Source organism: Oryzomicrobium sp. (assembly GCF_036820405.1).
Lineage (GTDB): Bacteria > Pseudomonadota > Gammaproteobacteria > Burkholderiales > Rhodocyclaceae > Oryzomicrobium.
Map to the genome: position 1 here is coordinate 78,528 of NZ_DAISLS010000004.1, position 23,160 is coordinate 101,687.

Here is a 23,160-nt window from a genome sequence, read left to right on the forward strand (position 1 = left end):
GCGAAGAGAAGGAATTGCATTTGGTGTCGGACGACCAGCTCGGGATTCGATTTCCCTTCCCCGTTTTATAGACGCCGAATTCTGTCGTGTTTTATAAAAAAATCTTTTAAAAACATTGTGTTGATTATTTTTAATGTATTTTATTTGATAGACTCTGGCATGCTTCTTAGGCCGGTCGGGAGGATTGGCTGAAAACTGTGATGTGAGAATTTTGGGTTGGCCTGATACTGTTTTTTTCAGAGAAAAATCAAGGTTAATAACGAACCAGCCGTAAAAGTCGTCATTTCTTCTATAGATGGAAATTGTGAATCCCCTGCAAATCACTGCCCCATTGCACTGTTCGGCAACAAAAAAGCCCGCAGAAACGCGGGCTTTTTTGTAACTACGTGAAAATCGTCGACGGGACTATTTACCGATGCAGAAGCGGCCGAAGATTTCGCCGAGCAGGTCGTCGGCGGTGAATTCGCCGGTAATGCTGTTGAGGGCCTGCTGGGCCAGGCGCAGTTCCTCGGCGAACAGTTCCAGGGGGGGAGGCACGAGCTTGGCCTGGTCGCGGGCGGCATCCAGGTGCAGGTTGGCCCCGGCCAGAGCCCGCAGGTGCCGTTCCCGGGCGATGAACACGTCTTCCTGGGGGTGCCAGCCGGCGATGTCGAGCAGGGCCTGGCGCAGTTCGGCCATGCCGACCCCGGTCTTGGCGGAGAGACGGATGCGCTGGCCGCCTTGGCCTTCCGGAACCAGGCCCGGCGCGTCGCCGGTCAGGTCCACCTTGTTTTCCACGGTGAGGCGGATGGCGTGGGCCGGCAGGCGGGTCAGAATCGCTTCCTCGGCGGCGGTGATGCCGTGCTGGGCATCGGTGAGCAGCAGCACCACGTCGGCCTCGTCCACCGCCTTCCAGGTGCGGGCGATGCCGATCTGTTCGACCTGGTCCTCGGTGTCGCGCAGGCCGGCGGTGTCCACCACGTGCAGGGGAATGCCTTCGATCTGCAAGGTGCCGCGTACCACGTCCCGGGTGGTGCCAGCGATAGGGGTGACGATGGCCAGCTCGTCGCCGGCCAGGGCGTTGAGCAGGGAAGACTTGCCGACGTTGGGCTGGCCCACCAGTACCACGTGCAGGCCGCCCTGGAGCAGCTTGCCCTGGCGGGCCTTGGCGAAGATGGCGGCGAGGCGCTGGCTCAGGGCGTCGAGGCGGGCAAAGGCGTTGGCCGCTTCCAGGAAGTCGATCTCCTCCTCAGGAAAGTCCAGGGTGGCCTCAGTAAGGGCACGCAGTTCGATCAGCTCGTCGTTGAGTACGTGGATTTGCCGGGAGAAGTCGCCTTGCAGCGAGCGTACCGCCGAACGGGCGGCGGAGGCCGTGGAGGCGTCGATCAGGTCAGCCACGGCTTCAGCCTGGGCCAGATCGAGCTTGCCGTTCTCGAAGGCGCGCCGGGTAAATTCGCCGGGCTCGGCCAGCCGGGCCCCCAGGTCGAGGCAGCGGGACAGCAGCAGTTGCAGCACCACCGGGCCGCCGTGACCGTGCAGTTCGATAACGTCCTCGCCGGTGAACGAACCCGGACCGGGGAAGTGCAGCAGCAGCCCTTGGTCGAGGGGTGCGCCGGCGGCGTCGCGGAAGGTGGCGAGCACCGCCTGGCGCGGCGGGACGTTGCGGCCGGCCAGGGCGGCGACGTAGGCCCCCAGATCGGGGCCGGAGATGCGGATCACGCCGATGCCGCCCCGGCCGGGGGCGGTGGCCACGGCGGCGATGACGTCGCGCTTGGGCATCATGGGGCTGGTCTCCAATGACAACAATGAAAAAGGCCCCCGGGGCGAATGTCGCCGGGGGCCTGTCGCCGCGGTGCGGGGCAGAGGGGGCCGGTCAGGCCTTGGCCGCCTTGCCGTCGCCCATCATGCGGTTGATCGACCACTGCTGGGCGATGGACAGCAGGTTGTTTACCGTCCAGTACAGCACCAGGCCGGCGGGGAAGAAGAAGAACATCACGCCGAAGACCAGGGGCATCATCCACATCACCTTGGCCTGGATCGGGTCCGGCGGGGTGGGGTTGAGCTTGGTCTGGATCAGCATGGTGACCATCATGAACACCGGCAGGATGTAGAAGGGATCGGCCACCGACAGGTCGGTGATCCAGCCCAGCCAAGGCGCCTGACGCATTTCCACGGCGCCGAGCAGTACCCAGTAGAGGGCGATGAACACCGGAATCTGCACGACGATGGGAAGACAGCCGCCCAGGGGGTTGATCTTCTCCTTCTTGTACAGCTCCATCATCTCCTGGTTCATGCGCTGGCGGTCGTCGCCGAAGCGCTCCTTGATCTGGGTCAGGCGCGGCGTCACCTGGCGCATTTTGGCCATGGACTTATAGGACGCGGCGGACAGCGGGAAGAACAGCAGCTTGAGGCCGATGGTGAGCAGGATGATCGCCCAGCCCCAGTTGCCGGTGAGCTTGTGCAGGGCTTGCAGCACCCAGAACAGGGGCGCGGCGATGATGGTCAGCCAGCCGTAGTCCACCACCAGATCCAGGCCATCGGCCAGCTTCTTCAGCTCGCTCTGCACCTGGGGACCGGCGTACATGGGCACGGTGATGCCGCCCTTAGCGCCCGGGGCGATGCTTTGCACCGGCAGGATCACGCCGGCGGCGACGGCGCCGTTGCCCACCTTGCGGGTGTAAAACTCCCGGGTCACGTTGCCCTGGGGCAGGAAGGTGGTGACGAAGTAGTGCTGCACCATGGCCACCCAGCCGTTGTCGGCGGTCTTGACGTGCTTGGCCTTGTCCTTCTCGATGTCGGAGAAGTCCACCTTCTGGTACTTGTCGGCGGCCGAATAGAAGGCCGGGCCGGTGAAGGTGCTGACCATGCGGGCCTCGCCGGCGGGCTTGGTCTCGTCGCGCTGCAACTGGAAGTAGGCGTGGGGCGCCACGGCGGCCTGGCTATGGTTGTCGATCTCGTAGCCCACGTCGATGACGTAGCTGTCGCGGTGGAAGGTGTAGGTCTTGATCACCTTCACGCCGTTGGCGGTATCGGCTTCCAGGGACAGGGTCAGGGTATCGCTGCCCTCGGCCATCTCGCGCTTGCCCGGCAGGACCTTGAAGGTGCTGCGGTGGGTAGGCAGGTTGTCGCCGATCAGGCCGGTCTGGGCTTCGTAGCGGTGGGCCGGATCGATCAGCACCAGGCGGTGGTCCGGGGAGGCGTTTTCGTCGGCGGACTTGTGCTTGAGCAGTTCGAGGCGCACCAGATCGCCGCCCTGGCTGGAGATTTCGGCCTTGAACAGGTCGGTGGTGACGGTCACCTTCTCGGCGGCGGACTGGGAAGCCGCGTCGCCGGTGGGGGCGGTCACGCCCGGCTGCAGGCTGGCCGAAGGCACCGGCGCGCCGGACTGGGCCGACGCCTGGGCGGCGCTGCCCGCCACGGGCTGGGGCGCGTGCTGCCGGTTCCAGGCCTCCCACAGCATGAAGATGGAGACGAAGAAGATGATCGAAAGGAGCAGACGACGGTTATCCATGAGCCCTGTCAGCCTTGTTTAGCCGTGTGGTGGGAATCGGCCGCCCGGAGGCGGGTTAAAAAAGAGGCGCCATTATGGCACCGGATCGTGGCCGCCGGGGTGCCAGGGGTGGCAGCGGCAGATCCGCCGCGTGCCGAGCCACAGGCCCTTGACCGCGCCGTGGCGCCGCAGGGCTTCGACCATGTACTCGGAACAGGACGGGGTGAAACGGCAGGAAGGCCCCAGGAAGGGGCTCAACGCATACTGGTAGAGACGGACCAGGCCGATCAGCAGGATGCGCATGGCGCGTCGGGGGAGGCGGGCTTGCCAGACATGCCGGACTTGGCGCGGTCGCGGACCAGATTGCGGGCGAAGAGGCCGCGCAGTTCGCTGGCCAGGGCCTGGCGGTCGAGGCGCACCGGGGCGGGCTGCCCCTTGCCGGATTTCTTCTTGCCTGGAACCGGGGCCGGAGCCGGCCCGGAACGGGGAACTGCGGCCATGCGCAACACGTAGTCGCGGGGCTTGAGTTCCGCCTGCATCATCCGGAAGGTTTCCCGGGCGATGCGCTTCACCAGGTTGCGCCGCACGGCATGGCGCAGATGGCGCTTGCCGATCACCAACCCGAGCCGGGGCTGACCGGGGGCTGTGGCGTCCCGATCCGCTGCCGGCTCAAGATAGTGCAGTACGAAATGCGGGCTTCGCGCCACGCGCCGGAAGTCGAAGACGGCCGTGAATTCCTCGGATTTCAGCAGCCGCCGGGCGCGGGGGAAGCCAAAGGGCTTCTTCAAACGGCCAGACGATGACGGCCCTTGGCGCGGCGGGCAGCGATCACTTTCTTGCCGCCGCGGGTCTTCATGCGGACGAGGAAACCGTGGGTGCGCTTACGGCGCACGACGGAAGGCTGGTAGGTACGCTTCATGATAAGTCCTTGATGCTTCGGGAAAGATAAACGCGTGATTAAACCCGGGCTGGCCTCATCTTGTCAAGGTTCCCGATCTTTGCCCTGTGGATAACTCGGGCCGGAACGGGTAGAATGGTGGTCAATCTTCGGAGGATGGCGGCGGCAGGTCCGGTCATCGCCGGTCTTGCTTTTCGGTACCGCCATGGCTTTCCAGCAGGGCTTTTGCGTTGAATGCCCGATGCCCGGGCCAGCTGTCCGCGATCCCTCCCCTCCTCCCCCGGCCCGGTGCGCAGCCTCGCCTCGGCGAAACTGCACCGGGAGCTGTTTTTATCTGGCCCGCTAGCCTGCACGGGCCGGGTGCCTTCTGCACTCAATGAGCGAATTCTGGTCTTCCTGCCTGTCCCGGCTTGAGCAAGAGCTGCCGGCGCAGCAATTCAACACCTGGATCAAGCCCTTGCGGCTTGAAGCGGGCCCCGACCCCGCCGAGGGGCTGCGTCTGTACGCCCCCAACGGCTTCATCCTGAAGTGGGTGCGCGACCGCTACCTGAGCCGCATTCAGGAATACGGACGGGAATTTTTCAACAGCGACGTTTCCATCGACCTGTCGATCGGCCAGGGCAGCGCCCCGGCGCCCCGCCCGGCAGCGGTTTCGCTCCCGTCCACCGCCACTTCCGCCGAATCTGCGGGGGCCGACAGCGGCGAACTGCCCGCCTCCGTCCCACGTCCCGCCTCGGCCGCCAAGGCGCCCAACCGGGAGAAGACCGGTTATGAGAAGACCCGGCTGAATGCCGCCTTCACCTTCGACAACCTGGTAGTGGGCAAGGCCAACGACCTGGCCCGGGCTGCTGCCATGCGCGTGGCCGAGAATCCGGGTAGCGACTACAACCCCTTGTTTATCTACGGCGGCGCCGGCCTGGGCAAGACCCACCTGATCCACGCCATCGGCAACCGCATCCTGGCCGATCGGCCGGACAAGGTGCTGCGTTATGTGCACGCCGAGGATTATTACCAGGACGTGGTACGCGCCTACCAGCAGAAGTCCTTCGACGTGTTCAAGCGCTACTACCGTTCGGTGGACGTGCTGCTGATCGACGACGTGCAGTTCCTGAACGGCAAGAACCGCACCCAGGAAGAATTCTTCTATGCCTTCAACGCCCTGATGGAGGCGAAGAAGCAGATCATCATCACCTGCGACACCTACCCCAAGGACATCACCGGTCTGGAAGACCGGCTGATCACCCGCTTCGACTGGGGCCTGACCGTGCAGATCGAGCCGCCCGAGATGGAAATGCGGGTGGCCATCCTGGAAAAGAAGGCCGAGGCCGAAGGGGTGCGCCTGGACAAGGAGGTGGCGTTCTTCATCGCCAAGCACCTCAAGTCCAACGTGCGCGAGCTGGAAGGGGCGTTAAAGAAGGTGCTGGCCTATTCCCAGTTCCACGGTCGGGCCATCGGCCTGGACATGGCCAAGGAAGCCTTGAAGGACGTGATCGGCGCCTACAATCGCCAGATCACAGTGGAAAACATCCAGAAGACGGTGGCCGAGTACTACAAGATCAAGGTCGCCGATCTCTATTCGAAGAAGCGCACCCGGATCATCGCCCGTCCCCGCCAGGTGGCGATGTGGCTGGCCAAGGACCTTACTCCGCACAGCTATCCGGCCATCGGCGACGCCTTCGGCGGGCGCGACCACACCACGGTGCTCCATGCCGTTCGCACCATCGAAGACTTGAAAATGAAGGACAATCAGCTCAACCACGACCTGCACGTGCTGTTGCAGGTGCTCAAGGGCTAGCGCTTGCAGAGTGCGGCCCGTGGACAAGCAGGCGGGAAGCCTGTGGAAAGAATGGGGGGAAGTTCCTGTTTTTTCCCGTCCGAAAAGTTGTTCCACTTGGCTCCACAGCGTCCTACAGAGGTTTTCCACCCTGTTTTTTTGGACCTAAGCCAAGGATAATCAAGACGTTTTTTTCGTTATCCACAGAGTTGTCGTTCGGTTAACTAATCACTAGGGTTTTATTTATATGCTTCTCATAAAAGCGTCTCGCGAGACCTTCCTCGCGCCTCTGCAGTCGGTGTCCGGCATCGTCGAGAAGCGGCACACCCTGCCGATCCTGTCCAACGTGCTGCTGGAAAAACGCGGTGACCAACTGACCCTGCTGGCCACCGACATCGAAATCCAGATCACCACCTCCACCGGCGGGGCCGAAGACGGCGCCGACGGCGCGGTGACCGTGGGCGCCAAGAAGCTGCAGGACATCCTGCGCTCCCTACCCGAAGGCACCGACGTTTCCCTGGTACTCGAAGACAAGCGCCTGACGGTGCGTGGCGGCAAGAGCCGCTTCGCCCTGCAGACCCTGCCGGCCGAGGATTTCCCGCGCATGGCCCTGGCCGACGGCGACACCCGCACCTTCACCGTCACCCAGAAGCAGTTCCGCCAGCTGCTGGCCCAGACCCAGTACGCCATGGCCGCCCAGGACGTGCGCTACTACCTGAACGGCCTGCTTCTGCTGGTGGACGGCGGCGAACTGCGTGCCGTGGCCACCGATGGCCACCGCCTGGCCTACGCCAGCATGGCGTTGCAAGGCGACGGCGTGGACAGCCTGCCCCGCCAGGAAATGATCCTGCCGCGCAAGACGGTGATCGAACTAAACCGCCTGCTGGCCGATTCCGACGAGCCCCTGGAACTGGCCCTGACCCCCAACCAGGTACGCTTCACCTTCGGCAACGTGGTACTGGTCTCCAAGCTGATCGACGGCAAGTTCCCCGACTATGAGCGGGTCATCCCCGCCCAGTTGCGCAACACCCTGACCCTGGAGCGCTCCACCCTGCTCTCCTCCCTGGTGCGGGTGAAGATTCTGACCAACGAGAAGTTCTCCGGTGTGCGCCTGGTGGCTGCCGACAACGCCCTCAAGCTCAACGCCGCCAACGCCGAACAGGAAGAAGCCCAGGAAGAGCTGGAAGTGGCCTATGCCGGCGAGCCCCTGGACGTGGGTTTCAACGTCAACTACCTGCTCGACGTGCTCAACAACACCCACGCCGAGACCATCGAGTGGCACTTCAACGACGCAAACTCCAGCGCCCTGATCACCCTGCCGGGCAACGACCGCTTCAAGTACGTGGTCATGCCTATGCGCATCTGATCCGGCGCGTGCAGCGATTTAAGGTCCGCCGCTCGGCGGGCCTTTTGCAGTTTTTAGTGGAACAGGAACAATGAGCGAAGAAAACCCGCAAATGAACAACCCGCAGGAAGCCTCACCGGCCTACGGCGAATCCAGCATCCAGATCCTTGAAGGCCTGGAGGCCGTGCGCAAGCGCCCGGGGATGTACATTGGCGACACTTCCGACGGCACGGGTCTGCACCATCTGGTCTTCGAGGTGGTGGATAACTCCATCGACGAAGCCCTGGCCGGTCATTGCGACGACATCGTCGTCACCATCCACGCCGACAACTCCATCTCCGTCACCGACAACGGCCGCGGCATCCCCACCGGGGTGAAGATGGACGACAAGCACGAGCCGAAGCGCTCCGCCGCCGAAATCGCCCTCACCGAACTGCACGCCGGCGGCAAGTTCAACCAGAACTCCTACAAGGTTTCCGGTGGTCTGCACGGGGTCGGCGTGTCCTGCGTGAACGCCCTCTCCAAGTGGTTGCGCCTGACCATTCGCCGCGACGGCAAGCGTCACTTCATCGAGTTCAACCGGGGCGTACCCGTCGAGCGCGTGCTGGAAATGCGTGACGGTTTCGAAGTTTCCCCCCTCAAGGTCCTGGGCGACACCGACAAGCGCGGTACCGAAGTGCATTTCCTGGCCGACGACGAGATCTTCGGCAATGTGGAATTCCACTACGAAATCCTGGCCAAGCGCCTACGCGAGCTGTCCTTCCTCAACAACGGCGTCAGCATCCGCCTGGTGGACCAGCGCAGCGGCAAGGAAGAGTTGTTCGCCTTCGCCGGCGGTGTGCAGAGCTTTGTCGAGTACATCAACCGCAACAAGTCCGTCCTGCACCCCAACATCTTCTACTCGGCCGGCGAAGCCAAAGTGGCCGACGGCGTCACCATCGGCGTCGAAGTGGCCATGCAGTGGAATGACACCTACCAGGAACAGGTGCTCTGCTTCACCAACAACATTCCCCAGTCTGACGGTGGCACCCACCTCACCGGTCTGCGGGCGGCGATGACCCGCATCATCAACAAGTACATCGAAGAGAACGAGATCGCCAAGAAGGCCAAGGTGGAAATCACCGGCGACGACATGCGCGAAGGCCTGGCCTGCGTGCTTTCGGTGAAGATGCCGGACCCCAAGTTTGCTTCCCAGACCAAGATGAAGCTGGTCTCCTCCGAAGCCCGCCCGGCGGTGGAAGAAGTGGTGGCGGCCAAGCTGTCCGAGTTCCTGCTGGAACGTCCGCTCGATGCCAAGACCATCACCGGCAAGATCGTCGAGGCCGCCCGCGCCCGGGACGCGGCGCGCAAGGCTCGGGAAATGACCCGGCGCAAGGGCGTGCTCGATGGCGTCGGGCTGCCCGGCAAACTGGCCGACTGCCAGGAAAAAGACCCCAGCCTGTGCGAGCTGTACCTGGTCGAGGGTGACTCCGCCGGCGGCTCCGCCAAGCAGGGCCGCGACCGTAAGTTCCAGGCCATCCTGCCCCTCAAGGGCAAAATCCTGAACGTGGAAAAGGCCCGTTTCGACAAGCTCATCTCCAGCCAGGAAATCGCCACCCTGATCACCGCCCTGGGCACCGGCATCGGCAAGGACGAGTACAAGCCCGAGAAGCTGCGCTACCACCGCATCATCATCATGACCGATGCCGACGTGGACGGCGCCCACATCCGTACCCTGCTGCTTACCTTCTTCTACCGGCAGATGCCCGAACTGGTGGAACGCGGCCACATCTACATCGCCCAGCCGCCGCTGTACAAGGTCAAGCACGGCAAGACCGAGCGCTACCTCAAGGACGACCACGAGTACCACCAGTTCCTGCTCAAGATGGCCCTGGAAGAATCGCGGCTCATCCCCAAAGCCGGCGCCGAGCCCATTACCGGCGCGGCCCTGGAAGAGCTGGCGCGGGAATACCTGCTCTCCGAGGCGGTTATCAACCGCCTCTCCAACCTGATCAACCCCGAGGTGCTGCACGCCATCGTCGCCAAGGACCTGCAGGTGGACGTCTCCAGCGAGGCCGCCGCCCGTGCCTCCGCCGAGGCCCTGTCGGCCCACGTCAACCACGGTACCCAGATCGTCGCCCACTTCAACGAGGCCGACGAGCGCTGGCAGCTGCGCGTCGAGCGCATGCACCACGGCAACCTCAAGGTCGGCGTGATCGACGAGGACTTCGTCCGCTCCGGCGACTACACCCAGCTGCGCAAGGCCGCCACCCTGCTCTCCGGCCTGTTCGGGCCCGGTGGCAGCATCGAACGCGGCGAGAAGAAGCAAGCGGTCGCCGACTTCGCCGAAGCCATGGCCTGGCTGCAGAACGAGGTGGAGCGCGGCATTTCCAAGCAGCGCTACAAGGGCCTGGGCGAAATGAACCCCGAGCAACTGTGGGAAACCACCATGGACCCCACCGTGCGCCGCCTGCTTCGCGTCGGCATCGAAGATGCCATCAGCGCCGACGGCGTGTTCACCACCCTCATGGGCGAACTGGTGGAACCCCGCAGGGCGTTCATCGAAAGCAACGCGCTGTATGCCCGGAACATCGATGTTTGATGGTGTAGGATCCCACGATTATCTAGATTTTTCCCAAAAGTCTAGATTTCATGGGAATCTGAGTCAGAGTAAAAGCCACCTATTTGGGTGGCTTTTATATTTTTTGATTCGTCTAGAAGTCGGCCATAACGGTTGATGTCCAGATGAGTCGTATGGGTCAGTAATTCGCCGCTTACCTGCTGTCCGGATTAAAGAGTGTCTAGGAATCCCCGACTGTCAGCAGTAGGGCAAGCAAAAAGCCCAAGCGTTTCAAGCTTGGGCTTCTGAAATCCTTGGCTTCGTAGCAATTGATCGAAGCAATGCGGCTTTCGCCGTTTGGGTACTACGCAATTATCTCAATTTGCGGCGGACTATCAGTCATGCTGCCTCCAGTCACTTTGTTTGCTTCGAGAACCGACTTACTTCTCTTTGATCTTCCATTCCAGATTACTCCTCCGCGGGCAAATGTCTAGTCTTGCGCAACTACATCCCTCAGGAGTTTAATAATCGTTTGTCTAACGGCTGCTGCGCTCTGCAACAAGCAGAAAAGCCTAAGCCAGCAACTCGGCCAAAGCTGCCAGTGAAAAATTGGTGTCGAAACGACCAAAATCACACGATCAGCAGACACTCTTGTTCGGAAAAAGCCTTTCTATCTCATCGCTCACAAATCGATCCATCTTTTCCATAGATGGATTTTTTCTCTACAACTGAACGCCATGCCGCCTTTGCAGGGAAGTCGATAGATGTATCGGCAAGTCGATTAACAGCATGCTGTCTTAGAGTTTCAAGTGAGCAGTACGCTTCAAGAACCGGCAAATCTTTGGGCAATGCATAGGCCCGACCATTCGACGAGTCGGTACTACTATGAAGAATTTCCAGTGCAAATCTGTCTAGCGAATGATCAGTGCGTTTCAATTCCTTGAATATTTGTGGGCAGATAATAGGTGCCAATCTCGCTACATTCCACAGGATGAAAGCTGCATTGCAGGTTTTTAGGAGTATCCCTTCCTTGGCTGCTGCTAACACGTTACCGGTGAAGGATTGGACCAGTTCATCTTTATCTTTTTCTTCCGCAATTAGCCATCGCTTCTCATTGCGCTCATGCGAGAGGAAGCTTGTGTAGCAAATTTGCATCGCCACGGATAAAGATTTTCGATCTTTGATAATTGATGCTGCGATAGAAGTCTTCTGATCCGGCGCGACAGCTAGTATCAAAATTCCAATTGCCCTCTCCGCAACATCTTCCGGCGACAACGAAAAAGTAACACTCTGTGCTGCGCGTTCAACAAATAGAGGGGTATCGACAAGACGCGCGATAGACAAACAAACGTCCTCTAGGTCGTCAATCCCTCTCCCATGCATTGACTCGGCAACATCCCCTAAGCGGCTAAGGAACTCTAAACAATTTCGTGCATTCAATGCTCGCACGATATCTTCGCGAGACTCGGGACATAGCAAATAGCGTCTAGCCGCCCTCAGGCTCACGTCGGTCGGACTTACGCTCAGTTGAAGGGCAACTAGTAATCTATTTGGCGCCGCCAAATGTCCCTCGACATCGGAAATACGCCCCATGGTAAAGGCATCTTCTGCTTTTGCCGTTTGTGGAAACAAGTAATGCACTAAACGGCGCACCGCATCCGGCTGGCTACACTGAGCATACGCTGCGTCTCGATGCTCTTTCCCCGCTTTCAGAATATCTTCGGATTTCTCCAGTAGGGCGTTGTCCATTGGCAAGAGACCGACGAACCATCTCGGGTGATTTCGTAGTAGCTCAAAAACTGGAGGAGCCTTAACCATCAAGGTAGCTAGGCCAACAATATCCGAAAGCGCAATCTCGCCACGTAGCGCCGGCTCAATCATGCCAGCAGAATTAAAGACTCTTGTGACGTCGCGAGGCTGTTCAAGCACTTCACGTAATCCCGAGAAATACAGCATGGATAGACGATTTTCATCGCTAGCGAAATGCCTATCCAGCGCTTCAGGATGCAGCGCTTTCAATGCCTCATCAATCAAGGTTTCTTTTGCCGTTAGAGACAAACCGGGAAGCGGCATTCGAACCTGAACGATTTTGTCCAAATAACTATCAGACTGTGGAACCGAGGCGCTCCGTAGCGCGTGAATGATGTAACGATGGTCCCATGCTAAAACATAACCCATGTTCGGCAGGTCGCCGACGGCCTTGATGATACGAACCATCTCGAAAACCTCCTGTGGGAAGAGACGGTCAACATCATCGATAAACACAATGATTGGCCGAGGAAATTTTCTCAATGCGTCTTCGACTCTTCGTTTTTGAGCTTCGATGTCGCATTCTTTCTGTTCGGAAGCGCTAGATGTCGCTTCTCCGACAGAAGACATCACGGACTTCACGATTGAAGCCCACGGTTCAGCCCCGGGGATCAACTTGACTACATCAAATACCTTTGAATAATTCTTGAGCTCTTTAGCGACTTTCTGCGCATTTTTGGCGTGATCGGTTAGTTTGACCGATGCCGCAATTTTAGAAAGGAATTGGCCAAGTAATGCATCACGATTACCTATTAGCCAAGGATTGAAGCGAACGATAACCGGCGTTCCCTTTCCATCCTCTTGCAGCACTTCTTCGATCATCGCTAGTGTCGAAGTCTTGCCACTTCCCCAAGAGCCTTCAACGGATAAGACGAACCCCGACGATGATGTAACTCGTTGCAGGGCTGTTGCTACAGACCGCGCAAACTCTTTTCGGTTAAGTCTGTCACCCGCAAGGGCTTTACCTGTCAGCAGAGGTTTGTCTGCATCGATAACTGTATGGCGCTTTTGGTCAGACACCTGGCATCTCTACTCATAAGAATTATTGGCGCCACGTTGCTGCATTAGGGCGCTTGGATACGCCTATGCTAACCCAATGGCATGGCGTTGGGCACAGGCCGGCTAGTTATAAAGTGTCAAAAGGCAAAGCCTCGCTCGAAGGTAACGCAAACTAATGGCCGGTAGCCACACCTTTGTCGTAGTACTGCCTGAGGCTCAATGACCGTTAAGGCCGATTATCTGATGGCTTTCCAAGGCCTGTCATTTAGCCTCTGCAACCACCGCCGAATACGGCAATCTGAATCGCCCCAGAACCTGTAGACACCTTTAAGCCTTAAACTTGAGGCAATGGGGAGCTGGCGATTCAGCTGTAGGAACACGCTTCAGGATTTTTCCCAAAAATCCAGGTTTCACAGGTCGCATTGAAAATGGCTGCTCTCTCTGAGCGGCCATTTTTCTCGATTACCCCCTTCTTTCCGCGATGCCCCAAACCCTTGCCGCTGCCATCCACAGCGAGCTTCTGATCAAGAAAAGCCGTTTCATCGGCTGCGTGCAGCCGGTGGCCGATCGGGCCACGGCGCAAGCCATGGTTGCCAGGTTGCGTGCCGAGCATCCGGGGGCGGCTCATGTCTGTTGGGCGCTGCTGGCCGGCGGGCAGTCGGCGGCGGTGGATGACGGTGAGCCCAGCGGCACGGCGGGGCGGCCGATGCTCGATGTGTTGCGCCACCAGGACCTGGAAGGTGTGCTGGCCACGGTGGTGCGCTACTACGGCGGCGTGAAGCTGGGGGCTGGCGGCTTGGTGCGGGCCTATACGGATTGCGTGGCCCAGGCGCTGCGCGGTGCTGAAAAAGTAGCCATCGTCCGGCAACGGGACCTGGGCTGCCAGGTGCCCTACTCTCTCGAAGGCCTACTGCGCCGGGAACTGGAGGCCGCAGGGGCAATGCTGCATACGGTACGGCACGGGGATCAGGTCGAGTTTGCCTTCGCTTTGGCCGAGACCTCGGCCGATGCGTTTGTCGTGGCACTCAACGAGGCCGGCCAGGGGCGGATCGTCTGGTTGCCGCTGGCGTGATCGAAGCAAGCAGGTGGCTCACCCTTGATGCCCCTGGGATGTGCTGGAAAAAAAGTAAACTTTCCATTATTATCAATGGCTTGCTCCGGGATCACTCTCTTCCCTCAACCACCCCGGACAAAACTCCGATGAAGGCCCACTGCGCATACCCGAGATAGGTAAGAGTTCGCCCGCCCTGCGGTGACGACGCCATGCCCGGCAAGTTTCGAGACTTGCATCTTGCGCGGCCTGGGTTGTGACCAACACCTTGACGAGGAGCTCCCATGACCCCGCGCCAATGGTTTTTTCGGGTGATGCTTACCCTGTTCTGTTGCTTTCCCCTGGTAGCCCAGGCCTGCTTCGAAGAGGCGGCGGAACAACACGATGTGCCGGTCGATGTCCTCAAGGCCATCGCCAAAATCGAATCCGGCGGCAATCCGAACGCGGTGGCCCGCAGCAAGAACGGCACGATGTACATCGGCCTGATGCAGATCGGCACCGGCTGGCTGCCGACCCTGGCCAAGTTCGGGATCACCCGGGAAAAGCTCAAGGACCGCTGCACCAACGTCCAGACGGCGGCCTGGATTCTGGCCGGTTACGTGGCCCGCTATGGCGATCTCTGGGCGGCGGTGGAGGCCTACCACTCCGGCTTTCCGCGCAAAGCCCAGCTGTACAGCAAACGGGTGCAACGGCTGATGCCGCCCTCGACCCTGGCCCAGGAGTGATCCGCGCTATCCCGGTATTCATGCACCGGCTGACGCTTTTTCACAGCGTTCGATGAGTGCCGGCGAGAGGCGCGTCGTTGGGCCGTCTACAGCCTGCAACCTGACCCGATCGAGCAAAACAACAACGGCCCGCCTTGGCGTGGCCGTTGCCTTTTCATGGTCGTAGCAGAAAGCTACAGGGGCCGCACCGGCACGCACAGCTGGCATTCCATGATGCCGCTGGCGGCGTCGTAGTAGGCATCGGCCGGGTAGTACTCGAAGAACGGCCGGCTGTCAGGCTGCATGCCGCTGCTGGGCAGCCAGCGGCGCAGCAGCTCGATCCAGGCGCCGCCGATGGCCGGGCCGTCGCCACGGAAATCGGCCACGGCATAACGTCCCCCCGGCAGGGTGGCGATGCTGACGGGGGCATGGGCGACGAATTCCTCCAGAACCACCACGCAGGCATCGTAGCGGCACTTGCTGGGCGGGGTGACGTCCGGGTCGTCGTAACCGATGCCGTAGCAGGACGCCTGCTCCAGCCCATTGGCGTGGCGCCAGGGCAGGAACTGCTCTTGCCAGAAGCGGCTGATGCTCGGGCCGTAGGGGCCGATGTGGCGCATATAGGCGACCCGTACCGGGGCCAGGGTGGCAATCGTGATGTTCATGATGGGCTCCTCGAAAAGGGGTTCGCCATCATGGCCGCTCCCTTCCCCTGGCACCTGATCGCGCTTGCTTTCCGCCTGATCGGGATTGCGCCGCGCCGCCAAACTGGCCTCCCGGCGGGCGGGGGCGCTCCTGCGCCAATCGCTCGGGGTCATGCCGAAATGCTGCTTGAAGGCCCGGGAAAAGGCTTCGCTGGAGCCAAAGCCCACGTCCAGGGCGATGTTGAGCACCGGCGTGTGGCGCTGGTGGTTCAGCATCAGGGCTCCGGCTTCGAGGCGCCGCCGCCGCACGTAGTCCCCCAGGGTTTCGCCCATCCAGGCGAGGAACAGCCGGTGGAAGTGGTAGGGCGAAAAATTCGCCACGTCGGCGATGCTGGCCAGGTCCACCGTACCGGCCAGGTGCCGGTCGATGTGGTCGATCACCCGGTTCATGCGCTGGGCGTACTCGCGCCACGAATGCCGCGAATCGGCGCCGGAGGATGCGCCGTTGCTTTGGGAAGTCATTCTTGTCGCCTGGCCGTGAAAGGAAACACCGCCATGGCAATGGCGGCCCGGGCGGCGATTTTATTCCATCGGAGTGGAAAGGGCGGCTAGCGGCTGCCCCGGCGCGGGCTGCGGATCACCAGGGCGATGCCACCCAGCACCGCCAGGGAGGCCAGCATCAGCCGCAGGGTGATAGCCTCGCCGAGGAAGGCCGCCGCGCCCAAAGCCGCTAGTACCGGCACGCTCAGCTGCACCGTAGCGGCGGTGGTGGCGCGCAGCATCGGTAGGGCACCGTACCACAGGGCGTAGCCCAGGCCCGAGGCCAGGGCGCCGGAAGCCACGGCATAAGCGGCACCGGCGGCATCGACGCTGGCGCTGGAAAGCTGGACCAGGCTCAGGACCAGGGCGAAGGGCACAGCGCGCAGGAAGTTGCCGGCGGTGCTGGCGGCCGGGTTGGCGACGCCGCGGCCGCGCAGGGAATAAATCCCCCAGGCCACGCCGCTGGCCAGCATCAGTACGGCACCCTGCAACGGCGGGGCGGACAATCCGGGCAGCAGCAACCCCACCAGTCCGGCGGCGGCCAACGCCATGCCGCCGGATTGGCGGGGGCCGAGGCGTTCGCCGCGCCACAGGCCGTAGCCGATCATGGTGGCCTGCACCGCGCCGAAGAGCAGCAATGCCCCGGCCCCGGCGGGCAGGGTGCGGTAGGCGAAGGAGAAGGCGGCGGCGTAGGCGAACAGGGCCAGGGCCGAGGCCCAGCTGCCGTGCTTTCCACCATTGGCCCCGCCGCGCAGACGCACCAGCAGCCACAGCATGAGCGCCCCGGAAACCAGTCGCAGGGTGGTGAAGCTGGCGGCGTCGATGCCGGTTTCGCGCAGGGCCAGGCGACAGAACAGGGAGTTGGCGGCAAAGGCCACCATGGCCAGTGCGACGAACAGCAGGAGGCGCAGCGGGGGCATGGGAGAAGTCCCGGGTGGGGTTGATGGTCGTTCGTCAGGGCGCCGCAGCCGCCGGCCCGTGCGCATCCCGCGCCAGCTCTTCGCGCAGCCAGTCGCGGAAGGCGGCGACGATGGGCCGTTCCAGGGCGCCTGGGGGGCACACCACGTGGTAGGCGACAGGGGCGCGGAGCGGCTGGGGGAAGGCCACCACCAGCTTGTCCGCCGCCTGCTCGGCCTGGGTCAGGGCGGCGCTGCCGAGCAGCACCCCCTGACCGGTGGCGGCGGCCTCCAGGGCCAGCAGGCCGTTGCCGAAGCGCTGTTCGCGCAGCGGCGTGGGTACCGCCACCCCGGCGGCGCGCAGCCACTCGGCCCAACCGAAGCGTTCCGCCGGGCGCAGCAGGGTGCTGTCGCACAGCAGCGGCACGGCGAGCAGGTCGGCCGGCGTCGCCAGGCGCGGCGCCAGGGCCGGGGCGCACAGGGGCACCAGGTCGAGATCGAGCAGGGGCGCGGCCTCCAGGTCGGCGTACTGGCCGTAGCCGAGGCGTACCGACAGGTCGATGCCGGCACGGCGGAAGCTGGCTGCGGTGACCGGGCCGCCGGGGGCGGAATCCACCGAACTCAAGCTGGCCTGCAGGCGTACCTCGGCCTCGGGGCAGCGGGCGTAGAAGCGGTGCAGGCGCGGCACCAGCCACTTGGTGGCGAACAGGGGCTCGGCGCAGACCGTGACCACGGCCTGATCCTCATCGTGGGCGCGCAGTTGCTCCACCGCCTCGGCCAGGGCGGCAAAGCCCTCTTGCAGGCGCGGCAGGGCGGCCTCGGCGGACCGGGTCAGCACCACCCGGTGCGGCTGGCGGACGAACAGTGCGATGCCCAGGTGGGCCTCCAGGGCCTTCACCTGGTGGCTGATGGCGGCGGGGGAAACGTGTAGCAGCCGGGCGGCCTCGACGAAGCTGCCGGTACGGGCGGCGGCTTCGAAGTAGGACAGGGCGATCAGCGGCGGCAGACGGCGCGGCGCTTCCCGCTGACGCGGGGGCGCATCGGCCCGGCAGGCGGGGCCGGTGGAGTCGGCAGAATCGGTGAAATTGCCGGAATCGCCTGCGGTTGCCGTATCCGGCGGTGGCTCGGGCAGGTGGGAAGAAGGTGCGCTTCGGGACATGGCCGCATCCTACGCGATGCCGGGCCGGCGCTGCGGGCGTGGCGTCCCGGCCGGTCCGTATGCCGGCATGGCCGTCAGTCAGGCCGACGCGTCCGGGGAACGCCACTGCGGGGCGCGCTTGGCGAGGAAGGCGTCGATGCCCTCGGCGGCGTCCGGCTCCATCATGTTGCGTGCCATCACGTCGGCAGCGAAGGCGTAGGCATCGCCCAGGGCCATCTGCCGCTGGCGGTAGAACATGGCCTTGCCGTAGCGCACCGCCGCCGGGCTCTTGGCCAGGATTTCGCCGACCTTGGCGGCGACGGCCGCATCCAGGGCGTCGTCGGGCACGGCGGCGTTGATCAGGCCCCAGTCGGCGGCGGTGGCGGCGTCGATGAAGCGGCCGGTGACCAGCATGTCGAAGGCGCGCTTGGCCGAGACGTTGCGCGACAGGGCCACCGCCGGGGTGGCGCAGAACAGGCCGACGTTGATGCCGGAGACGGCGAAGCGGGCGCTTTCGGCGGCAATCGCCAGGTCGCAACTGGCCACCAGCTGGCAGCCGGCGGCGGTGGCGATGCCGTGGACCCGGGCGATCACCGGCACCGGCAGGGCTTGCAGGCTCTGCATCAGGCGGCCGCAGCGGTTGAACAGGGCCTGGTAGTAAGAGAGGCGGGGGCTGGCGCGCATCTCGCGCAGGTCGTGGCCGGCGCTGAAGGCCTTGCCGGCTCCGGCCAGGACGACGCAGCGCACCGCCGGGTCGCTGGCGATGCAGTCCAGCTCGGTTTGCAGGGCGTCCAGCAGGCCCTCGCTGAGGGCATTGAACTGGCCGGGGCGGTCGAGGGTGAGGGTGGTCACCCCGTCCCGGTCGTCGCGGCGCAGCAGGGGTGGGGTAGCAAGTTGGGCGGTCATCGCGGGCTCCGTTGGGGTTGGGGCGTGGTCCGGTCGGTTGTAATGGTCATGACGCGCTGGCGTCACGCCGCGTTGACCGTGACCTGGGCGGTGATCGAATGGGCGATGAAACAGTGGCGATGGGCGCCGTCGTGCAGACGGGCCAGGGCCATGGCGTCGGGCTGCTTGTCGCCGGAGAAGGCGACCTGGGGGTTGAGTTCGATGCGCGTCACCGCCAGGCGGCCGGCCTCGTTCTTTTCCAGGTGGGCCACCGGTTCGTCCCGGTAGGACTCGACCCGGTAGCCCTGAACGTCGGCGATGGCCAGGAAGGTGAGCATGTGGCAGCTGGCCAGGGCGGTGAGGAGCAGCTGTTCCGGGTCGGCGCAGGCTGGGTCGCCCTTGTATTCGGGGGAGGCCGAGACGGCCACGGTCTGGCCGCCGGCGAGGCTGGCCAGGTGGTTGCGCGAGTAGGTGCCGGGCTCGGCGGCGTTGGGCGCGCGCTGCCAGGCGATGGCGGTGTGGTGCTGGGACATGGCGGGTTCCTTGCAGGGGCGGGGGCCACCGGGGTGGTGGGCCCGCCCTGCGCTGATCCGTTCATGCTAGGGGCGCGGCGCCGGGGCGTAAAACGATCTTTTTCGGGGGTGAGGCTTAGTTTGATTGAGCCTCATGCGCCGCTACCGGCGGCGGCGTCATGGCGATGCGGCTTACGTCAGGGACGTGAGCATCTGCATCATTTCCTTGAAGTCGCTGCCCACCTGCTGCACGGCGAATTCGTAGCGGATCGAGTTTTCGGAGAACTTGGCCCGTTCCACGTCCATTTCGACGGTGTTGCCGTCCACTGCCGCCTGGTAGGGCTGGTGGTAGAGCAGGGTCTGGCCGATGGGGGCCGGGCTGCCGTGGGCCGGGATGTGGCTGTTGGCGGTGAGGTTGAGCTCCACCGGCTTGCGCTGCACGTTGTTCAGCGCGGTGTGCAGGGCCTCGGCGAAATCGATGTCCACTGCCTTGTACTGGGGCGTATCGGCGTTGGCGATGTTGGAGGCGATCATGGACTGGCGCTTGGCCAGGACATTGAGCGCCGCTTCCTGGAAGCGGTTGTCGGAACCGCTGGCGGCGAGCGGGATGAAGGCGGGGCCCGTGATCGGATCGGACATGGGGATGCGGCCGGAGTAACGGTGACTATGGGTGGCAATGGCGGTCGGCCGAGTCTAGTGGCCCTGCCTGTCATCTCCCTGTCAGCCGCGCTTGTTGGTAAGCTTGCGGCCCGAATTTGTTTTGACGAGGTGGGCCCATGCAACTCGACCGTCTCTTGCAGAGCCAGGGCTTCGGCAGCCGCAAGGAATGCCGCCAGCTGGTGCGCAATGGCTGGCTGACGATTAACGGCGAGCGGATCGAAGACCCCTTCCTGGAGGTGGAGCCGGCCGGGCTGCGCTTCGAGGTGGACGACGAGCCCTGGGAGTACCGGGAAAAGGCCTACCTGATGGTCAACAAGCCCGAGGGCTACGAATGCTCCCGGGACCCGATGTTCAACAAGGGTGTGTTCGCCCTGCTGCCCGAGCCCCTGGTGGAGCGGGGCGTGCAGCCCGTGGGACGGCTCGACAGCGACACCACCGGGCTGCTGCTGATGTCCGACGACGGCCAGTTCATCCACGCCCTGACCTCGCCCAAGCGCAAGGTGCCCAAGACCTACCGGGTCGGCCTGAAGCACGCCGCCGACGCGGCCTTCACCCAGAAATTGCTCGACGGGGTGTGGCTCAACGACGAGACCGAGGCTACCCAGGCCGCCGGCGCCGAGCTGGTGGAGCCCACGGTGCTGCTGCTGACCATCACCGAGGGCAAGTACCACCAGGTGAAGCGCATGGTGGCCGCCGCCGGCAACCGGGTCGAGGCCCTGTGCCGGGTGGCGGTGGGCGGCCTCGCCCTGCCCGACGATCTGCCCGAGGGCGAGTGGCGCTGGCTGGGCGAGGCCGAACTGGCGGCGATCCAGGGCTGATCCGGGAGGGGCGCGCCCTTCCTCCTCCCCTGCCCTGCTCTTTTCGCCAAAATCAAACTCCGCGCCCCGCCTTGCTTTCCGGGCATCTGCCCTGGAGAGCGAGCATCCATGCGGGTCTGCAACGACACCGCGCCAGGATCGAGTCCTGGCGCGGCGTTTCACTGAGGGGCCGGAGCAAGTCCGGCCCTTTTGCCTCTCCTACCCTGCCCTCGCTGGGTCAGGCGCCCAGGGCGGTGTCGAGCAGCATCATCACCGCGAAGCCGTCCACCAGGCCCAGGGTGGCCAGAGTTTCCCGGCCGCGGCGGTGGGATTCGGGGATGATTTCGTGGCTGATTACGAACAGCATGGCGCCGCCGGCCAGGGCCAGCCCCCAGGGCAGAGCCATGGCGGCGCTGCCCACCACGGCGGCGCCCACCGCCGCCATCACCGGTTCCACCAGGCCGCTGGCGATGCCGGCCACCGCTGCCCAGCCCCGCCCCACCCCGACGCTGGCCAGGGCCATGGCCACCACGAAGCCTTCCGGAATGTCCTGGAGGGCGATGCCCATGGCCAGGGCGGTGGCGCCGGCCTCGCTGCCGCCGTGGCCGACGCCGATGGCCAGGCCTTCGGGCAGGTTGTGCAGGGTCACCGCCAGAACGAACAGCATCACCCGCTGCACTTGGGGATTGGCCACCCGGGCGGCGCCGGCAGCGTTGGCGCTGATTTTGGCTATGTCGTCCTCGGCCTGGTCGAAATGCACGTGGGGGATGATCCGCTCCAGAGCGAGCAGCAGCAGGGCGCCGCCGACCAGGCCGAAGGCCACCAGGGTGCCGGCGCCCCAGGGGCCGTGGCCCAGGGCTTTGGCCGATTCCAGGCCGGGCAGCACCAGGGAGAAGGCGGTGGCGCCGAGCATCACCCCGGCGCCGAAGCCGAGCAGGCCGTCGTGGGCCGCTTCCGGCAGGCGCCGGGCGAACAGCACCGGCAATGTGCCGGCGGCGGTGGCCAGGGCCGCCAGGGTGCCGTCGCGCAGGGCGGCGCCGACCATGGGCCGCTCGGCCAGCCACGCCAGCAGCCAGGCGCCGCCCTGGACTGCCAACAGGCCGGCGCCGACGAGCCAGAGGGCCAGGCCCAGGATGCGGCGCGGCGCGACGGCGAGGACGGCGGCGGGAACGGGAGCGGGGATGGAGTCAATGACGGCGGTGGGCGGCATGGCGAACCTCAACGGCTGGGGACGGCGATGAACGCCTGGGCGGCGGTGGGCAGCGGGGCATCGAGCCAGGTGCCGGCCCACTGGGCGAACTGTTGAAGGCGCGGAAGGCGGCTGGCGCTGGGTTGGGCGGATTGGTTCATAGCGTTGCTCCATCGATCGTTGAGTCGATGATAGGCAGCGGTCATTTATTGTTCAAATTGAATGTCGGGATAATTGCTATAGAATCATCCTATGAGACCACCTGCCGAAAGGACTGCCATGCTCACTCTCACCGACATGCGCTACCTGGTCGCCCTGGCCCGGGAACGCCACTTCGGCCGCGCCGCTGCCACCTGCCGCGTCTCCCAGCCGACCCTGTCGGTGGCCATCAAGAAGGTGGAGGAACGCCTCGGAGTGTTGTTGTTCGAGCGCAATGCCACGGAAATCCGCATCACCGAGGTGGGCCAGCGGCTGGTGGACCAGGCCGAACGGGTGCTGGCCGAGGCCCTCAAGCTCGAAGAACTGGCCAACCAGGGCAAGGACCCGCTCAAGGGCCCGTTGCGCCTGGGGGTGATCTACACCATCGCCCCCTACCTGCTGCCCCCCCTGATCCCCGCCCTGCACGAGCGGGCGCCGGAGATGCCCCTGTTCCTCAAGGAAGATTTCACCGGCCACCTGATCCCGGCCCTGAAGCGCGGCGAGCTGGACGTGATCGTCATCGCCCTGCCGGTGGGTGCGCCGTTCAACGAGCCGGGCCTGGTGGCCCAGCCGGTCTATGACGAGCCCTTCCGTGTGGTGGTGCCGGCCGACCACCCCTGGGCCACGCGCGAATCGGTGGGGCGCGGCGAGTTGAGTGGCGAGCACCTGCTGCTGCTCGGCCAGGGCAACTGCTTCCGCGACCAGGTGTTGGAAGCCTGCCCCCACGGCACCGGCGAGGGTGGCGAAGGCGGCACCCTGGAGGGCAGCTCCCTGGAAACCATCCGCCACATGGTCGCTTCCGGCGCCGGGGTGGCGGTGATGCCGTCCACCGCCGCCGACCCGCTGCGCGACAAGGAGCCCCTGGTGAAGGTGCTGCCCTTCGCCGAGGACGTGGCCGGCGCGGGCGCCGAGGCCTTCCGCCGCGTCGGTCTGGTGTGGCGCGTCACCTTCCCCCGCCCGCCGGCCCTGGACGCGGTCAAGGCCGCCGTGCTGGCCTGCGTCAGCCAGGGCCTGCCCGGCGCCGCGCCGGTGCGCTCCTAGGCGCTGGCCGGCCTTTCCCTGCCTGTCTGGCGGATGGCCCTCCTGAAACCGACCCCTTGAAACGCCGCGCCC

21 protein-coding genes are annotated in these 23,160 nt (G+C 63.9%); 7 read left to right on the forward strand and 14 right to left on the reverse strand.

Features of this window, described 5'->3' with window-relative positions; genetic code table 11:
* Positions 1 to 405 precede the first annotated feature (405 nt).
* The 5 genes from mnmE to rpmH form a co-directional block, all read right to left on the reverse strand.
* Positions 406 to 1,761: a tRNA uridine-5-carboxymethylaminomethyl(34) synthesis GTPase MnmE gene (mnmE, locus tag V7Z98_RS04615; RefSeq protein WP_334157153.1), complete on the reverse strand. Its 1,356-nt coding sequence runs from the start codon at positions 1,759 to 1,761 to the stop codon at positions 406 to 408.
* 91 nt (positions 1,762 to 1,852) lie between these two features.
* Entirely contained in the window at positions 1,853 to 3,490 is a 1,638-nt protein-coding gene (gene yidC, locus V7Z98_RS04620; RefSeq protein ID WP_334157154.1) for a membrane protein insertase YidC, read from the reverse strand.
* A 72-nt stretch (positions 3,491 to 3,562) separates the two neighbouring features.
* Positions 3,563 to 3,772, reverse strand: a complete 210-nt coding sequence (yidD, locus tag V7Z98_RS04625) for a membrane protein insertion efficiency factor YidD (protein ID WP_293261063.1) — start codon at positions 3,770 to 3,772, stop codon at positions 3,563 to 3,565.
* A complete protein-coding gene (gene rnpA / locus V7Z98_RS04630) occupies positions 3,757 to 4,257 on the reverse strand; it encodes a ribonuclease P protein component (RefSeq protein ID WP_293261060.1) in 501 nt (166 codons plus the stop codon). Before rnpA ends, yidD begins: the two co-directional genes overlap by 16 nt.
* Positions 4,254 to 4,388: a 50S ribosomal protein L34 gene (rpmH, locus tag V7Z98_RS04635; RefSeq protein ID WP_293261057.1), complete on the reverse strand. Its 135-nt coding sequence runs from the start codon at positions 4,386 to 4,388 to the stop codon at positions 4,254 to 4,256. Before rpmH ends, rnpA begins: the two co-directional genes overlap by 4 nt.
* Before the next feature lie 355 nt (positions 4,389 to 4,743).
* On the opposite strand from rpmH, the gene dnaA reads away from it, so the two are divergent.
* The 3 genes from dnaA (at position 4,744) to gyrB (ending at position 10,067) form a co-directional block, all read left to right on the forward strand.
* Positions 4,744 to 6,162, forward strand: coding sequence for a chromosomal replication initiator protein DnaA (gene dnaA / locus V7Z98_RS04640; protein ID WP_334157155.1), 1,419 nt, complete (start codon positions 4,744 to 4,746; stop codon positions 6,160 to 6,162).
* Positions 6,163 to 6,388: 226 nt separating this feature from the next.
* Positions 6,389 to 7,507 carry a DNA polymerase III subunit beta gene (gene dnaN / locus V7Z98_RS04645; RefSeq protein ID WP_293261051.1) on the forward strand — a complete coding sequence of 373 codons (1,119 nt, stop codon included), beginning with the start codon at positions 6,389 to 6,391 and terminating at the stop codon, positions 7,505 to 7,507.
* Positions 7,508 to 7,577: 70 nt separating this feature from the next.
* Positions 7,578 to 10,067, forward strand: a complete 2,490-nt coding sequence (gene gyrB / locus V7Z98_RS04650) for a DNA topoisomerase (ATP-hydrolyzing) subunit B (protein ID WP_334157156.1) — start codon at positions 7,578 to 7,580, stop codon at positions 10,065 to 10,067.
* 633 nt (positions 10,068 to 10,700) lie between these two features.
* Here the strand turns inward: gyrB and V7Z98_RS04655 are convergent.
* Entirely contained in the window at positions 10,701 to 12,854 is a 2,154-nt protein-coding gene (locus V7Z98_RS04655; RefSeq protein ID WP_334157157.1) for a KAP family P-loop NTPase fold protein, read from the reverse strand.
* A gap of 460 nt (positions 12,855 to 13,314) precedes the next feature.
* Between V7Z98_RS04655 and V7Z98_RS04660 the strand changes: the two genes are divergently transcribed.
* Both V7Z98_RS04660 and V7Z98_RS04665 read left to right on the forward strand, forming a co-directional pair.
* Complete coding sequence (locus V7Z98_RS04660; RefSeq protein ID WP_334157158.1) at positions 13,315 to 13,905, forward strand: IMPACT family protein; 591 nt, start codon at positions 13,315 to 13,317, stop codon at positions 13,903 to 13,905.
* 263 nt (positions 13,906 to 14,168) lie between these two features.
* A complete protein-coding gene (locus tag V7Z98_RS04665; RefSeq protein ID WP_334157159.1) occupies positions 14,169 to 14,609 on the forward strand; it encodes a lytic transglycosylase domain-containing protein in 441 nt (146 codons plus the stop codon).
* A 173-nt stretch (positions 14,610 to 14,782) separates the two neighbouring features.
* Here the strand turns inward: V7Z98_RS04665 and V7Z98_RS04670 are convergent, their stop codons facing one another.
* From V7Z98_RS04670 to flgB, 6 genes are all read right to left on the reverse strand, one after another.
* Positions 14,783 to 15,754, reverse strand: coding sequence for an AraC family transcriptional regulator (locus V7Z98_RS04670; protein WP_334157160.1), 972 nt, complete (start codon positions 15,752 to 15,754; stop codon positions 14,783 to 14,785).
* 86 nt (positions 15,755 to 15,840) lie between these two features.
* Positions 15,841 to 16,692, reverse strand: a complete 852-nt coding sequence (locus tag V7Z98_RS04675; RefSeq protein ID WP_334157161.1) for a DMT family transporter — start codon at positions 16,690 to 16,692, stop codon at positions 15,841 to 15,843.
* A 34-nt stretch (positions 16,693 to 16,726) separates the two neighbouring features.
* Entirely contained in the window at positions 16,727 to 17,827 is a 1,101-nt protein-coding gene (locus V7Z98_RS04680; protein ID WP_334157162.1) for a LysR substrate-binding domain-containing protein, read from the reverse strand.
* A 78-nt stretch (positions 17,828 to 17,905) separates the two neighbouring features.
* The gene (locus V7Z98_RS04685; protein ID WP_334157163.1) at positions 17,906 to 18,712 is read right to left on the reverse strand and encodes an enoyl-CoA hydratase; all 807 of its coding nucleotides are present in this window, start codon (positions 18,710 to 18,712) and stop codon (positions 17,906 to 17,908) included.
* Positions 18,713 to 18,774: 62 nt separating this feature from the next.
* Positions 18,775 to 19,224 carry an OsmC family protein gene (locus tag V7Z98_RS04690; protein ID WP_334157164.1) on the reverse strand — a complete coding sequence of 150 codons (450 nt, stop codon included), beginning with the start codon at positions 19,222 to 19,224 and terminating at the stop codon, positions 18,775 to 18,777.
* A gap of 171 nt (positions 19,225 to 19,395) precedes the next feature.
* Entirely contained in the window at positions 19,396 to 19,842 is a 447-nt protein-coding gene (flgB, locus tag V7Z98_RS04695; RefSeq protein ID WP_334157165.1) for a flagellar basal body rod protein FlgB, read from the reverse strand.
* A gap of 137 nt (positions 19,843 to 19,979) precedes the next feature.
* Between flgB and V7Z98_RS04700 the strand changes: the two genes are divergently transcribed.
* The gene (locus tag V7Z98_RS04700; protein ID WP_334157166.1) at positions 19,980 to 20,681 is read left to right on the forward strand and encodes a pseudouridine synthase; all 702 of its coding nucleotides are present in this window, start codon (positions 19,980 to 19,982) and stop codon (positions 20,679 to 20,681) included.
* Between the two features lie 217 nt (positions 20,682 to 20,898).
* Here the strand turns inward: V7Z98_RS04700 and V7Z98_RS04705 are convergent, their stop codons facing one another.
* Together V7Z98_RS04705 and V7Z98_RS04710 are read right to left on the reverse strand one after the other, a co-directional pair.
* On the reverse strand, positions 20,899 to 21,870 hold the full coding sequence (locus tag V7Z98_RS04705) for a ZIP family metal transporter (protein WP_334157167.1): 972 nt from the start codon (positions 21,868 to 21,870) through the stop codon (positions 20,899 to 20,901).
* Positions 21,871 to 21,878: 8 nt separating this feature from the next.
* A complete protein-coding gene (locus V7Z98_RS04710) occupies positions 21,879 to 22,010 on the reverse strand; it encodes a hypothetical protein (RefSeq protein ID WP_334157168.1) in 132 nt (43 codons plus the stop codon).
* A 118-nt stretch (positions 22,011 to 22,128) separates the two neighbouring features.
* Here V7Z98_RS04710 and V7Z98_RS04715 point away from each other — a divergent pair, with 118 nt between their 5' ends.
* Positions 22,129 to 23,088 carry a LysR substrate-binding domain-containing protein gene (locus V7Z98_RS04715; RefSeq protein WP_293260999.1) on the forward strand — a complete coding sequence of 320 codons (960 nt, stop codon included), beginning with the start codon at positions 22,129 to 22,131 and terminating at the stop codon, positions 23,086 to 23,088.
* Positions 23,089 to 23,160: the final 72 nt, after the last annotated feature.